We start from the raw sequence: 14,297 nt of genomic DNA, 5'->3' as shown, positions 1-14,297 counted from the left end.
CTGTCTTGCCACCCCGGCAGGGTGCGGCCAAAAAGGGCCGCATCGCGTTCCAGTACAGAAGCAAAGCAATGAGCAGCGGCACGAACCGCCCGAAACTGATGGCCAAGGCGGATGCCGGCCCCGACGCCACCAGCCAAGGCGGCCCGGTCATCATCCTGGTCGAGCCCCAGATGGGGGAGAATATCGGGACCTGCGCCCGGGCCATGCTGAACTGCGGCCTGACGGAGCTGCGGCTGGTCAACCCGCGCGACGGCTGGCCCAACGAGAAGGCGGTCAGCGCCTCGGCAGGGGCCACGCTGGTGCTGGACAAGGTGAAGGTGTTCGAAACCACGCAGGAAGCCGTGGCCGATCTGCAGAAGGTCTATTCCACCGCGGCGCGCGTGCGCGACATGGTCAAGGACATCGTCACTCCCCGGCGTGCCGCCCGCGACATCCGCGCCCATGAGGCGGCGGGCCGGCAGGTCGGCATCCTGTTCGGGCCGGAGCGCACCGGGCTGGTGAATGACGACATCGTGCTGTCCGACACCATGATCTCCGTCCCGCTGAATCCCGGCTTCTCCTCCCTCAACCTCGCCCAGGCGGTGCTGCTGGTGGCCTATGAGTGGTGGATGGCGAACGACCGGACGGAGGAGTTCTACACCCATACCGGCCAGAGCCGCCCGGCCACCAAGGAAGAGCTGCACAACCTGTTCGACCATCTGGAGGGGGAGTTGGACCAGACCGGCTTCTACACCCATCCGGACAAGAAGCCGTCCATGGTCCGCAACGTGCGCAACACGCTTCAGCGGGCGCACATGACGGAGCAGGAAATCCGCACCTTCCATGGCATCATCGCCGCCCTGATCGGTCGGAAGAAGCAGCGGACGGAATAAGCAGGCCGGCAGGCCACGATTGATCCGTAGGATCATTTCTGCAAGGGTAGGTGATCCGCTCCCTGCAAGAAGGCATCAACCGTGCGCGTGGACGCCAGGATGGCCGCCTCGCTTCTCCGCCAGCCATCTAGCCAAGCCGGGACTGTTTCACGGCTGCCCGGCACTCCTGGCGCGGATGGAACGGGGCTGCCGGCAGCGACGGAGGCGGAGCAGACCGCGCTCGGGCGACTGAAGCAGGTGCGCGAGCAGAGGGCGAGAGACACCAGCGACCTCTCTGAACTCGACAAGCAGGCCAAGGCGAAACGGCGTGAGGCGCTGACCGCTGAATTGCAGAGGCTGATGGCCTTGGCAAAGGCCATGAACGGGGTGATGAACCCGAAGGCGGCGGCTGGACAGGCGGCACGGATCGCCAAGCAGATCGCCGCTGTGGCAAAGCAGCTTGCGTCCCTCGCGGAGCGGGGATCGGTAAGTGCGATACACGCCGTGGCGGTATCGGTACCCGGTGTGGCGAAGGGGCAGGACCAGACAAGCGTTGCCGATCCGGCCGCGGATGTCGCTGACATGGAAGCGGTAAGGGCGGAGGCCGACGATCCAGCCAAAGAAGCAGATGATATCGCCGCCAGGGGAGAGGGTGAGGCCCGGCAGGCGGCGGAGGCTGCAGGCACTCGTGCTTCAGGATCACCGCCCCGTAAAGATGGAGAGGCAAGGGGGCCTCAGGACGCGGCAGCGGAACAGGAGGAGGAGCGCGGGCGCAATGCGTCGTCAGGCGATGGCTCCACCCGTACCCTTCTGCGCGATGCCGCCGATACCATACGTCTGCTCAAATTCATCATCCGCCTCGCCCAGGAGCAGGACAGGGCCGAGAACGGGCGTGCTGCCATCTTATATGGCCGTGAGCAGGATGATCTGGAGAAGGAAGCAGCCAAGGTCGACGCGGCCGCTGCTTCCATGGACTCCGGCATTGCGGCTTCCCTGTCATTCGGCGGCGTGCTCGACATCCGGGCTTAGGCGGCGTCCGGCAAGGCAGGGCTGCGCCGGCCAGCCGTTCCGACGTTTGACAAGCAAAGTCTGATCCCCTATATCCCGCCCCACTCCTGGGAAGGCGGGTGCCGAACGGTTCGGCGCCCCGTCTCCGGCTTTGCCTATTCCGGCTTTCGGGCCATGGGCAAGGGGCGTGGGAACTACCGGGACAACAAGTGCCGCACCGCCGATCAATGCGTGGGCGGCCAATAGGAGCAAAGATGAGCAAGCGTCAGGAAGCCAAGTACAAAATTGACCGCCGCCTTGGCGTGAACCTGTGGGGCCGTGCGAAGTCCCCGGTCAACAAGCGCGAGTACGGTCCGGGCCAGCATGGCCAGCGCCGCAAGAAGCCGTCCGACTTCGGCCTGCAGCTGATGGCCAAGCAGAAGCTGAAGGGCTACTACGGCAACATCGGCGAGAAGCAGTTCCGCAAGCTGTATGACGAGGCCGTGCGCCGCAAGGGCGACAGCGGCGAGAATCTGATCCAGCTGCTCGAGCGTCGCCTGGACGCCGTGGTCTACCGCATGAAGTTCGCGCCGACGCCGTTCTCCGCGCGCCAGATCATCAACCACGGCCATATCAAGGTGAATGGCAAGCGCGTCAACATCCCGTCCTACATGGTGAAGGATGGCGATGTGATCGAGGTGCGCGAGAAGGCCAAGCAGTTCGCCCTGATCCTGGAAGCCGCCCAGTCCGGCGAGCGTGACGTTCCCGACTACATCTCCGTGGATACCAAGGAGCTGAAGGGCACCTTCGTCCGTGGTCCGGCGCTGGCCGATGTGCCGTACCCGGTCCAGATGGAGCCGAACCTGGTGGTCGAGTTCTACTCGCGCTGATCGGCGCGGGACATCCCACCTGCACCATGGAAAGGCCGCTCCCGAAAGGAGCGGCCTTTCTGCTTTTTAGCAATCATTCAGGCAGCGGTGATGGAAGCCCCTGGATTAGAGCCTGGCGGTTGAGTATCGCTTGAACGGACGCAAGATCCGAACTGAAGGGGGAATCATATGCTTCACCGGGCATTAGCTCAGCTTCTGGCGCCGCTGGCCGTGGCCGCTTGGGCATCGGCGTCTTTCGCGGCCGATCCCGCGGCCTTCAAGAGCGAGCGCATCAGCGTTGAAACCCGTGGCTCAGGCCCAGACGTGATTCTGATCCCGGGGTTAGGTTCATCTCCCGAGGTCTGGGAAGGCACACTGAAGGCGGTCGAGGGCTACCGCTACCATCTGGTGCAGGTTGCCGGCTTCGCCGGGGCATCTGCAGGCGCCAATGCCGACGGCCCGGTTATCGCCCCCGTGGCGGAGGAAATCACACGCTATATTGAAGAGGCGGAGCTGGATGCCCCGGCACTGGTTGGCCACTCCATGGGCGGCACGCTGGCAATGACGGTGGCAACGCGCCACCCGGATGCGGTGTCCAAGGTCATGGTCGTCGACATGCTGCCCTTTCTAGGCATCCTGTTCGGCCCGCCGGGGACCACGGCGGAAACGGTTGAGCCCGTTGCCGCGCAGATGCGCACCCGCCTCGCCAATCTCGCCGGGCAGGAACGACGTACGGCGGTAGAGGCGGCAATTGCTGCGATGGTCCGGGATGAGAGCCAGCGTGAGCAGCCCGTGACCCACTCCTTGGACAGCGTGCCCGCCGTTAGCGGGCAGGCCATGTACGACCTGATCACCACCGATCTACGGCCGGAGCTGAAGAAGCTGGAGAAGCCGCTGACCGTGCTCTGGGTTCGTGCGCCCAACGCGCCGATCACGGAAGAGCAGATGGGGATGATCTACCGGATGTCCTACGCCAATGCTCCGCAGGTGGAGCTGAAGCACATCCCGGACGCCTATCACTTCATCATGTTCGACGCGCCGGAGCGATTCCAGTCGGAACTCCGCTCGTTCCTCGCCGGCAAGTGAGCGCCTCGGTCTGCTGAAAGCAGATCGGGCCGCGCCCCTGCAGGGAGCGCGGCCCGATCTCGTCTTGGAGGGCAGGTTACGCCGGGACGGCGACGCCCTTTTCCTTGAACAACTCCTGAAGCTCGCCGCTCTCATACATTTCGCGGATGATGTCGCAGCCGCCGACGAACTCACCCTTCACATAGAGCTGGGGGATAGTCGGCCAGTTGGCGAAGTCCTTGATGCCCTGGCGCAGGGACGGATCGACCAGAACGTCGATGCCCTTGAACTTCACGCCCATGTGGCTAAGCACCTGTACGACGGCAGCGGAAAAGCCGCACTGCGGGAAGACCGGGGTGCCTTTCATAAAGAGGACGACGTCGTTCTCGGTGACTTCACGCCTGATGCGCTCGTTAACGGTCTGGTCCATTGATCTCTATCCTCGTCATAGGTCGGGACTGGAACTCCTTTCCAGCCTGACAGAATCTCTGCGCAGATGGCGCTTCCGATAGTGGTTCGCAAGGGGCGGCCCTTGCTTGCGTCGGCAAGCCAGCCCCTGTGGTCAGCCCTTCGGCGCTGCGGTAGTCAGAGCCAGAGCGTGCAGTTCATTGCCCATGCGGCCCTGAAGGGCTGCATAGACCATCTGGTGCTGCTGCACCCGGCTCTTACCCGCAAAGGCGGAGGATTCGATATAGGCTGCATAATGGTCGCCGTCGCCGCGCAGATCGTCGATGCGGACCTTGGCATCGGGAATGCTCTCCCGGATCAGCCGCTCGATCTCACCTGCATCCATCGCCATGGCTATCTATCCCCTGGTTCGTGTTTGGCCGGCCGCCGCCGATCACTCGGCGGCGGCACCCTGCATCCAGCCGGGCATCCAGCCCTCGTTGATGCGCTTAAGCTCCTGAACCGATATGGCCGTGCCGGAGATGCCTGTCAACGCAGTCCCGGCAACCGTGCCAAGCTTGGCCAGCGGCACGCCGAGATCGGCGGCGCGCTTCACCACATCGGCGGCATGCTCCGGCCGGACGGTGAGGACATAGCGGGACTGGTCCTCTCCGAAAAGTGCGCCGGCATCGGCGTCGGCCAGTACCGGCAGATCGGCACCCAGGCCGGACGCCATCGCCATCTCCGCAATGGTGACCAGCAGTCCGCCATCAGCGATATCGTGGCTGGCAGTCACCAAGCCATCGTTGATCAGGGCGCGGACAAAAGCACCGTTACGCCGCTCCGCCATCAGATCGACGGGCGGCGGCGGACCATCCTCCCGGCCCAGAACCTCACGCAGATAAAGAGACTGGCCGAGATGACCGGCGCCTTCGCCCACCAGCAGGATCACATCGCCTTCCGCCTTGAAGGCGATTCCGATGGCGGTATCCGCGTTCTCCAGAAGACCAACGCCTCCGACCGTGGGGGTGGGAAGGATGCCCTCGCCATTGGTCTCGTTGTAGAGGGAGACGTTGCCGGAGACGACGGGGAAGTCCAGCACGCGGCAGGCCTCGGCCATCCCCTCCACGCAGTTGGCAAACTGGCCCATGATCCGCGGCTTTTCGGGGTTGCCGAAGTTCATGTTGTCGGTGATGGCCAGCGGCAGCGCGCCCACGGCGCTGACATTCCGGTAGGCCTCCGCCACGGCCTGCATGCCGCCCCGGTAGGGATCGGCGTAGCAGTAGCGCGGGGTCACGTCGGAGGTCATGGCCAGCCCTTTGTCCGTGCCAAGGACCCTTACGACGCCGGCATCGGCCTGACCCGACAGGAACTTGGTGGAAGCGCCGACCTGGCTGTCATACTGCTCCCAGATCCAGCGCTTGGAGGCGAGGTCTGGGCAGCCGATCAGGGTATTCAGCGCCGATGCGGCGTCGCCTGTCAGTACGCGCACATCGGCCGGCAACTCCTCACGCGGGGGCGTCGGCTCGGTCGGGCGGGTGTAGAGCGGGGCGGCGTCGAACAGCGGAGCAAGCTGCAGGTCGCACCAGGTCTTGCCATGCATGTTGATGACAAAGCGGCCGGTGTCGGTCAGGCGGCCGATGATGGCGAAGTCCAGCTCCCACTTCTCGAAGATCTTGCGGGCAAGCTCTTCGGAGCCGGGCTTCAGCACCATGAGCATGCGCTCCTGGCTTTCCGACAGCATGATCTCGTACGGAGTCATGCCGGTCTCACGCTGCGGCACCAGATCGAGGTCGAGTTCGATGCCGAGGCCGCCCTTGCCTGCCATCTCCACGGAGGAGGAGGTGAGGCCGGCGGCGCCCATGTCCTGGATGGACTGGATGGCGTCGGTGGCCATCAGCTCCAGGCAGGCCTCGATCAGCAGCTTCTCCGTGAAGGGGTCGCCGACCTGGACGGTCGGGCGCTTCTCCTCCGTATCTTCGGAGAATTCAGCGGAGGACATGGTGGCGCCGTGGATGCCGTCGCGGCCGGTCTTGGAGCCGACATAGACCACCGGATTCCCGACGCCGGCGGCCTTGGAATAGAAGATCTTGTCCGTCGGCGCGATGCCTACGGTCATGGCGTTGACCAGGCAGTTGCCGTTGTAGGCCTTGTGGAAGTTGGTCTCACCGCCGACGGTCGGCACGCCGACGCAGTTTCCATAGTGCCCTATGCCGGCCACAACGCCGGAGACGAGCTGCTTCGTCTTCGGATGCGACGGCTCACCGAAGCGCAGGGCGTTCAGGTTGGCGATCGGGCGCGCACCCATCGTGAAGACGTCGCGCAAGATGCCGCCGACACCGGTCGCGGCACCCTGGAACGGCTCAATGTAGGAGGGGTGGTTGTGGCTCTCCATCTTGAAGATGGCGGCCAGCCCGTCGCCGATGTCGATCACGCCGGCATTTTCACCGGGGCCGCAGATCACCCACGGGGCGGTGGTCGGAAACTTCTTCAGCCAGACGCGGGAGGACTTGTAGGAGCAATGCTCCGACCACATCACTGAGTAGATGCCAAGCTCGGTAAAGGTCGGCTGCCGGCCCAGAATCTCCAGCAGGCGGGCGTACTCGTCCGCCTTGATGCCGTGTTCGCGGGCGAGCGCCTCGTTGACCTCGGGCTCCTTGGGAAGGTTCACAGCGGTCACGACAGGCTCTCCACCAGGCTATCGAACATGGCGCGGCCGTCGGTATTGCCGTGCAGCGGCTCGAAGGCGCGCTCCGGGTGCGGCATCATGCCCAGCACCGTGCGGGTCTCATTGAAAATGCCGGCGATGTTGCGGGCAGCGCCATTGGGGTTGCCCTCCGCATCCGCCGCACCGGCCGGGCCGATATAGCGGAAGGCCACGCGTCCATCGCCTTCCAGCCGGTCCAGCGTGTCCTCGTCGGCGACATAGTTGCCCTCGCCATGACCGACGGGAATTCCGATCGTCTGGCCTTCGGCATATCCGGCGGTGAAGTCGCTGTCCGTGCGTTCGACCCTGAGCCCGACCGTCTTGCAGATATACTTCAGCGTTCTGTTCCGGATCAGTGCGCCCGGCAGCAGCCCGGCCTCCGTCAGGATTTGGAAACCGTTGCAGATGCCGATCACCCGGACACCCTTGGCCGCCCGCTCCTTCACCGTGCGCATGATCGGCGAGTGTGCCGCCATGGCGCCGCAGCGCAGATAGTCGCCATAGGAGAAGCCGCCGGGCACGGCGATCACATCCACTTCCGGCAGTTCCGTGTCCTTGTGGAACACGATGTGGGGTTTGCGCCCGGACGCGCGTTCGAGCGCCACGGCGATGTCGCGGTCGCAGTTCGATCCGGGAAAGACGATGACGGCGGACTTCATGCCGCGGACCTGTCCGTTATGTGGCTGCGCGGGAAGGCGGGCACGAGTGGGATCGCGTCCGGTTGGCCGGGAAGCTAATGCCCTGAACCGCGGAATGCAAGGCACGGGGCCTTACGCAAAGCACCGGACAGGTGCCCGGAAATCACAGCCTCGCGCCAGCCGGCAGGTTCTGTATCAGAAGTGCCGCTCTCGCGCGATGAGTTCCATGGCCATGTTCGAACGCCGGATGGCATCGTCGAGCGTCTCGATCCCGCGTTCTTCGAGCAGATCGATGAAATGGAGGAAGATGGCTGCAGTCGCCAGCGCATCGCCCAGGGCCGAATGCCGGTCCATGATTGGAAGCCCCAGACGGGCTGCGATCCCGTCAAGCGTATGGTCACCATCCTCGCCCTGAATCTGGCGGGACAGGATCATTGTATCCAGCACTGGCACGTCGAACAGAACGCCCGCCGCCTTCTGTTTCATCTTCAGGAACTTGAGATCGAAAGCGGCATTGTGGGCCACGAGCACGCTGTCGCCGATAAAGGCCCGGAACTGGGGCAGGACGTCCTCCGCCTTCGGCGCGCCTTCGACCATTGCATCGGTGACCCCGTGGATCGCGGTGGAGGATGCGGGAATCGGACGGCCGGGATTGATCAGACTCTGAAAGGTTTCGCCGGTCAGGATGCGGCCATTGATGATCCGGACGCCGGCAATAGAGACAAGCTCATCGCCCTGGCTGGGAGCGAGCCCGGTCGTTTCGGTATCGAAAACGACGAAAGACAAGGCCTTCAGCCGTGTGCGGCCATGTTCCCCTTCCTGCAAGGGCTGATGCAGAAGGTCGAAATCGAAGAATTCCGGCCGGGGGGTGACCTGGGTGGTCCGGCGGCCATGGACTTCCTGGGCGGGCGGCAGCGGCAGACGCAGGCGCGAACATCCCTGGGCCGCCCGTTCGCTCCACATATCGCTGCCATGATGGTCCAGAAGGTCACCAACGGTGAGGCCGGCCAGCGCATCGGCGAGAGGTTCAGACCGCCAGGTGTCCAGCGCATCGGAGGGCAGGGGATCGCCCTTCCAGGACAGGTCGGCATAGACGAAGTGTCCCTTGGGGTCCGGCTCCGCCGACACGTCCATCGACTTTGCCCCGGTCGCTGCCGAGATCCGGTTGGACAGGCGGGAGAGCAGGACGACAAGGCTGTAGCTGTCCCCATGCAGCCAGTGGGGCAGGCCGGTAACCGTGATTTCCGGTCCGCCGCGCCGGGCCGTCCGCTCTGCCAACAACGCGAAGAGATTGCCGGTATGAATGTCGTCCATGGGCCAGGCAGCAGAAATTCCAGCCCGGTATTCCGTGGTAATTCTCTCCAGGCTGGCGTTCAGTTGCCTGGATGCGGAGATGATGATCCTGTCGAAACTCGCCCGCTCATCCGGGGACAGGTCGGGGTGGGCTTCCAGCATCTCCGCCGCAGCGGCAAGATTGGTGAGCGGGCTGCGTACGTCCTCAGTCGCTGCCCGTAGCAGCATGTCGCGCCGCGCCAGCGTCGCCAGTTCACGAGTGGCATCGTCCAACGTTACGACATAGCCGGTTATACGTTGTTCATCCGCCAGGATCACGGCCATGTGCCCCTGTAACAGCCGGCCGTCCGCCGTGCTGGTCACGAAGCCGGCGGTGGTGCCGTCCACATGTGTATGATGCCGCCCGTCGGCAACGCGGCGGGTGAGACGCTCCAGCGTGTGCTGGACGGGCTCTCGGGTCACAAGTCCCGCAAGAGAGCGGCCAAGCCCGAGCTCGGGAGCCTGGAGAAGAGCACGAGCGGCCTCGTTATAGAGAAGGATCTGGTGCTTCAGATTGCAGACCAGCACGCCCTCGTGCAGATCGCGCAAGAGAGCGGCGAACTGGCCAGCTTGCTCATCGGCTCGGCGGGTAGCCTCGGCGATACGGCGGTCGGTATCGGTGCGCAGGGTCCTGAACCGGCCCGCCATGTCCTTGAAGGCGTGGGCAACGGGGGCGATCGGGCCGAACTGTTCGGGGATCAACTCGGCCCCGTTGCCGACGGTGACCATGGATGCTTCCGCCGCCAGCGCGCGGGCCTTGCCCAGGATCAGCCGATCCACAGCCAGCCACAGGAGCAGAATGGCACATGCGGCAATCAGGGCGCTGCCCCAGCCGGCGGCCGCGCCCGGAGCGACGCTGCCTGCCACCCAGCCTGGAATGAGGATCAGGAGAACAGCCACGATGGCTGCAGCGCCCAGGAACAGGATCGCGGGCAGCCGCCGGCCGCTCATGCAGTTGCTCCCAGCCGGGCCTTGCCGTCGAGGTGACCCCGGACTTTCTCCACGAGCTCACGGGTGGAGAACGGCTTCACGACATAGTCTGTCGCGCCCAGCGCCATGCCTTTCTGGCGGTCCACTTCACGGCTCTTCGCAGTCAGCATGATGACGGGCAGGTCCGACCATGCCGGATTGCTGCGGATCTGCTGACAGGCGGAGAATCCGTCCAACTCCGGCATCATGACATCAAGGAGGAGCAGATCCGGGGCCTCGTCCGCCATGGACTGCAGCACCTCCTTGCCATTACAGGCGGTGCGAACCCGGAATCCGGCCTTCAGCAGAAGGAATTCCAACGACATGAGGATGAACGGCTCATCGTCCGCCACCAGAATCGTCCGTTGCGGGGGCGCTCCGGTCCCTATGCAGTTCTGCCCCTCGGGCGCAGTCATCGCGAATTCCTCCAGCCGCCCGTGCGAGCCGGAGTCTTCCGGCTGTCTCGTTGGGAGCGGCTCGGCAGGAGTTTAGGGCTTCGCCGGAAGCCGGATCAAGCCTCCGCCCGGATGGGGCGTTCAGGTGACCTGCTCCACCACGCCGCCGACCACGGCGAAGATGGTGATGAGTACCGTCATCGCGATCACGACCGAAAGAAAGCCGGTCACATAGCCGATGATCAGGGTGAGGCCGTCATGCTCCATCAGGCCGAGCGCGATGATTGCAATGGCGATGGCGGGGAACAGATTGCCGAAGGGGATCGGCGCGGTCAGGACGATGGAGAGAATGAAGAGTACGATGCCGAGCGCCCGTTCCCACGCGCCACGCATGATCCAGGTCATGCGTGGCTTTGAAAGCTTCTCCAGCCGCCGCAGATAGGGCTGGGTGACCCGCATGACGCGGAGAAGGTCGGTTCTCGGAAAAGAGCGGCGGGCCAGGAAGCCGGGCAGCCATGGCCGATCACGGCCAATCATCATCTGCCAGGCCACGAACACGACGGGAATGCCGGTGAGCGTCGCCAACCCCGGTGGACCGGGGACGCAGTTGGGGAGCGCGAAAAGCAGAATCAGAATGCCGAATGCACGGTCGCCCAGCCTGTCAACGAACTCGCCGATGGTGAGCCGGGGCTGATCGCTGGCGTCGAGAATCCGGATCAGTATGTCCGAGGTTCGTTCCTGCGGAACCATGTCGATCCGGTCACTCCGTGTGCATGGGGGTGTTCAGGGGCCGGTACAGGGCGGCGTCAGGCCCGGGCTGCTTCCTCGTCGGGCCTGTCTTCCTTATCTCCGCGGCGGATTTGCGGCAGGTAGAGCAACAGCGCACCAGCCACATAGACGGAGGAGAAGGTGCCGACCAGAATACCCCAGAACAGGGCGATGGTGAAGTTGGCAAGCGCGCTGCCCCCGAACATCAGCAGCGGGAGGATAGCAAGAAGCGTGGTGCCGCTGGTCAGGATCGTGCGGCCCAGCGTCTGGTTCACGGACATGTTGATGATGGTTTTCAAATCCGCGCTCTTATGCTTGCGCATCTGCTCGCGCATGCGGTCGAACACCACCACGGTATCGTTGATCGAATAGCCGGCAAGGGTCAGCAGCGCCGCGACCGCAGTCAGGTCGAACTCAAGCTGAAGGACGCAGAACAGCCCAAGCGTCACGAACACGTCGTGAAAGGTCGCCAACAGGGCCGAGACACCGAACTGCCACTCGAAACGAAACGCCACATAGGCGGCGATGGCCAGCAGCGCCAGAGCGGTGGCGATGATGCCGTCCCGCATAAGCTCCCCGCCGACACGGGGGCCCACCAGTTCTACACGGCGATATTCATAGCCATCGCCGAGTGCGGCGCGCACCTGTTGCACGGCCTCATTCTGGGCGGCATCGCCGCCGGTCTGCTGGCCAATGCGGACCAATGCATCATTGGGGCTGCCGAACTGCTGGATCTGGACCTCGCCGAGACCGAGACCATTCAGGTTGCCGCGGAGCTGCCCAACATCAATCGGCTGCTCCGCCCGAATCTCCATCAGGATGCCGCCCTTGAAGTCGATGCCAAGGTTCAGCCCGGGCCAGACGAGGGCGACCGCAGTCCCGAGAATGAGAATTGCCGAGACCAGCAGCCCGAAGAAGCGCAGGCGCGCGAAATCGATATCGGTGTTTTCGGGCACAAGGCGGATCGGCTTCATCACTGACCTTCAGATAGCGGCAGTACGCGGCGTGCAGTGGAACGGCGCGGCACTATAGCGACAGCCATCGCCGTACGCGATGGATTTCGACCGATGGGAACGAGGGAACGCGGTGGCTGTTTTACTGGCAGCGACGCACGGTCCTCTGACGCGAGGCCGTCATATCCAAAGAACCGGAAGGTCTTCTCATGATCCGCATGCCTGCGACTGCGATCCTTACAATGTTCCTGCTCGCTTCCGGCACAGCCCTCGCACAGACCGAGGGAGCAAGCCAGCAGCCCCAGCGGGAAACCGACTCCACGGCCGCTACGAACGCTCTAATTCCGGATCAGGACGATCCGGGCACGACGGACGTCGAGCCGCCGGGCACGGAGGATGCCGCAGTTGGAACGGGTGATGAGGCCGGTGAGCATGATGGCCGGACGCAGGAAACGGGCGTGAGCCCGCCGCAGGGGAACCGCACGGACTCCTTCGGACAGATGCCGGTGCCTTCAGATCAGCGGCGACAGCCGGACCCCAGTGAGCAGGGCCGTGATCCGGCCCGCGCCGTTCGTAGCGCCGATCCGAACGCGGAGACCAGCCAGCAGGACCCGCGCATGTTCCCGGGTCAGATCGCCCCGGATAATGTCGGGCCAACCGGCAGTGGACGCGCTTCGGCCGATGAGCTGACGGAATATACGGTCCATCTGGCGGATGCCGAGAAGTTCGGGAAGGTCGAAGGATTGATCATCAATCTGGAGACCGGCGCCGTTGAGCAACTCGTGGTCTCGACCGGCGGCGGCATCCTTGGCATGGGCAGCGCCCGGTACGAAATCCCGTTCGACCAAGTAGCGGCCATCAACACCGGCACGAAGGAAATGCGGGTGGCGGTCAGCCGCAATCAGATCGAACTTCCGGGCGATACGGCGGAGTCGGCCAACCGCGCCGAGTAATACGAGCGTCGACCGGTGCTGCGGATATGGAAATGCCCCGACCGTGAGGTCGGGGCGTTCTTCTTCAATGTTCCAGCGGCAGGACGGATCAGGCGGCGAGCCGCTTGATCTCCAGCCGGCTCCAGACATCCAGCAGCGCCTCCACCAGATGCTCCATCCGGGCATCGTCGTGGAACGGCGTCGGGGTGATGCGCAGCCGCTCCGTTCCGCGCGGAACGGTGGGGTAATTGATCGGCTGGACATAGATGTTGTGACGAGTCAGCAGGTCGTCGCTGGCCTGCTTACACAGGCGCGGATCGCCCACCAGCACCGGCACGATGTGGCTGACGCTCGGCATCACCGGCAGGCCGGCGGAGGCCAGCAGGGTTTTCAACCGGCGCGCCCGCTCCTGATGCTTCTGGCGCAGCTCGTCATGCTCCTTAAGGAAACGGACGGAGGCAAGCGCGCCGGCAGCCAGGACTGGGGCGAGGGAGGTGGTGAAGATGAAGCTGGAGGCGAAGCTGCGGACACAGTCCACCAGCGCTTCCGAGCCGGTGATGTAGCCGCCCATGACGCCGAAGGCCTTGCCCAAGGTACCCTCGATCACGGTCAGCCGATCCATGACGCCGTCGCGCTCCGCAACGCCGGCGCCGCGCTTGCCGTACATGCCGACGGCGTGAACCTCATCCAGGTAGGTCATGGCGCCGTGCTTATCGGCCACGTCGCAGATTTCCGCGATCGGGGCGATGTCGCCATCCATGGAATAGACGCTCTCGAACGCAACCAGCTTGGGCTGGTTCTTCGGATAGCGCGACAGCAGCTCGTCCAGATGCTCCACATCATTGTGGCGCCAGATGTGCTTCTTGGCCCCGCTATGGCGGATGCCCTCGATCATGGAGGCGTGGTTGAGCGCGTCGGAGAAGACCACGCAGTCCGGCAGCAGGCGGGGCAGGGTGCTGAGCGTCGCCTCGTTGCTGATGTAGCCGGAGGTGAAGAGCAGCGCGGCCTCCTTACGATGCAGGTCGGCAAGCTCCTTCTCAAGCAGCACATGATAGTGGTTGGTGCCGGAGATGTTCCGGGTGCCGCCGGCTCCGGCGCCGCACTTGTGCAGCGATTCGATCATCGAGCCGATGACGACCGGGTTCTGGCCCATGCCGAGATAGTCGTTGGAGCACCACACCGTCACGTCCCGGGCCGGAGAATCCGGTTCCGGGAAGAAGGAAGCCGTCGGAAACTCGCCAACCCGGCGCTCAAGATCGGCGAACACCCGATAGCGGCCTTCGCGGCGGAGGCCATCGATCTGGCTCTTGAAGAAGCTCTCGTAGTCCATCGGGCGTGCTTCCATCGTGGGCTGAACAGTGTCTATCCGACACGGCTGGATGTCCACATGCTATGTAGACTACCGGCGGCCGGACCCGAAGCGATGCGCGGCACCGTGTCGCGC

The 14,297-nt window shown here is 64.3% G+C and carries 14 protein-coding genes; 5 read left to right on the top strand and 9 right to left on the bottom strand.

The features are described 5' to 3' along the window. The first annotated feature begins 68 nt into the window (after positions 1-68). From DOL89_RS06840 to DOL89_RS06825, 4 genes are all read left to right on the top strand, one after another. The gene (locus DOL89_RS06840) at positions 69-872 is read left to right on the top strand and encodes an RNA methyltransferase (RefSeq protein ID WP_119678460.1); all 804 of its coding nucleotides are present in this window, start codon (positions 69-71) and stop codon (positions 870-872) included. A 99-nt stretch (positions 873-971) separates the two neighbouring features. Beyond that, complete coding sequence (locus DOL89_RS06835) at positions 972-1,880, top strand: hypothetical protein (RefSeq protein WP_119678459.1); 909 nt, start codon at positions 972-974, stop codon at positions 1,878-1,880. Positions 1,881-2,113: 233 nt separating this feature from the next. Next, a complete protein-coding gene (gene rpsD, locus DOL89_RS06830; protein ID WP_119678458.1) occupies positions 2,114-2,728 on the top strand; it encodes a 30S ribosomal protein S4 in 615 nt (204 codons plus the stop codon). A gap of 168 nt (positions 2,729-2,896) precedes the next feature. Beyond that, entirely contained in the window at positions 2,897-3,793 is an 897-nt protein-coding gene (locus DOL89_RS06825; protein ID WP_119678457.1) for an alpha/beta fold hydrolase, read from the top strand. Between the two features lie 76 nt (positions 3,794-3,869). On the opposite strand, the gene grxD is transcribed toward DOL89_RS06825, so the two are convergent. From grxD to secF, 8 genes are all read right to left on the bottom strand, one after another. Beyond that, positions 3,870-4,202: a Grx4 family monothiol glutaredoxin gene (grxD, locus tag DOL89_RS06820; protein ID WP_119678456.1), complete on the bottom strand. Its 333-nt coding sequence runs from the start codon at positions 4,200-4,202 to the stop codon at positions 3,870-3,872. A gap of 132 nt (positions 4,203-4,334) precedes the next feature. Beyond that, positions 4,335-4,571 carry a BolA family protein gene (locus DOL89_RS06815; protein WP_119678455.1) on the bottom strand — a complete coding sequence of 79 codons (237 nt, stop codon included), beginning with the start codon at positions 4,569-4,571 and terminating at the stop codon, positions 4,335-4,337. A gap of 42 nt (positions 4,572-4,613) precedes the next feature. After that, complete coding sequence (gene purL, locus DOL89_RS06810; protein ID WP_225889934.1) at positions 4,614-6,839, bottom strand: phosphoribosylformylglycinamidine synthase subunit PurL; 2,226 nt, start codon at positions 6,837-6,839, stop codon at positions 4,614-4,616. After that, positions 6,836-7,525, bottom strand: coding sequence for a phosphoribosylformylglycinamidine synthase subunit PurQ (purQ, locus tag DOL89_RS06805; RefSeq protein ID WP_119678454.1), 690 nt, complete (start codon positions 7,523-7,525; stop codon positions 6,836-6,838). The genes purL and purQ overlap by 4 nt, the downstream gene beginning before the upstream one ends. A gap of 174 nt (positions 7,526-7,699) precedes the next feature. Then, on the bottom strand, positions 7,700-9,787 hold the full coding sequence (locus tag DOL89_RS06800; RefSeq protein ID WP_119678453.1) for a 3'-5' exonuclease: 2,088 nt from the start codon (positions 9,785-9,787) through the stop codon (positions 7,700-7,702). Further along, complete coding sequence (locus DOL89_RS06795; protein WP_119678452.1) at positions 9,784-10,221, bottom strand: response regulator transcription factor; 438 nt, start codon at positions 10,219-10,221, stop codon at positions 9,784-9,786. Before DOL89_RS06795 ends, DOL89_RS06800 begins: the two co-directional genes overlap by 4 nt. A gap of 120 nt (positions 10,222-10,341) precedes the next feature. After that, positions 10,342-10,950: an exopolysaccharide biosynthesis protein gene (locus DOL89_RS06790; protein WP_119678451.1), complete on the bottom strand. Its 609-nt coding sequence runs from the start codon at positions 10,948-10,950 to the stop codon at positions 10,342-10,344. A gap of 56 nt (positions 10,951-11,006) precedes the next feature. Next, positions 11,007-11,942, bottom strand: coding sequence for a protein translocase subunit SecF (gene secF / locus DOL89_RS06785; RefSeq protein WP_119678450.1), 936 nt, complete (start codon positions 11,940-11,942; stop codon positions 11,007-11,009). 188 nt (positions 11,943-12,130) lie between these two features. Here secF and DOL89_RS06780 point away from each other — a divergent pair, with 188 nt between their 5' ends. Beyond that, positions 12,131-12,874: a PRC-barrel domain-containing protein gene (locus DOL89_RS06780; protein ID WP_119678449.1), complete on the top strand. Its 744-nt coding sequence runs from the start codon at positions 12,131-12,133 to the stop codon at positions 12,872-12,874. Between the two features lie 88 nt (positions 12,875-12,962). Here DOL89_RS06780 and hemA read toward each other — a convergent pair whose 3' ends face one another. Next, on the bottom strand, positions 12,963-14,183 hold the full coding sequence (gene hemA, locus DOL89_RS06775; RefSeq protein WP_119678448.1) for a 5-aminolevulinate synthase: 1,221 nt from the start codon (positions 14,181-14,183) through the stop codon (positions 12,963-12,965). Between the last annotated feature and the right edge of the window lie 114 nt (positions 14,184-14,297).

It is taken from the genome of Indioceanicola profundi, from assembly GCF_003568845.1.
In the GTDB taxonomy this organism is placed as follows: Bacteria; Pseudomonadota; Alphaproteobacteria; order Azospirillales; family Azospirillaceae; genus Indioceanicola; species Indioceanicola profundi.
The sequence above is the reverse complement of the archived record's forward strand: the minus strand, read 5'-3'. Positions and strand labels throughout refer to the sequence as shown.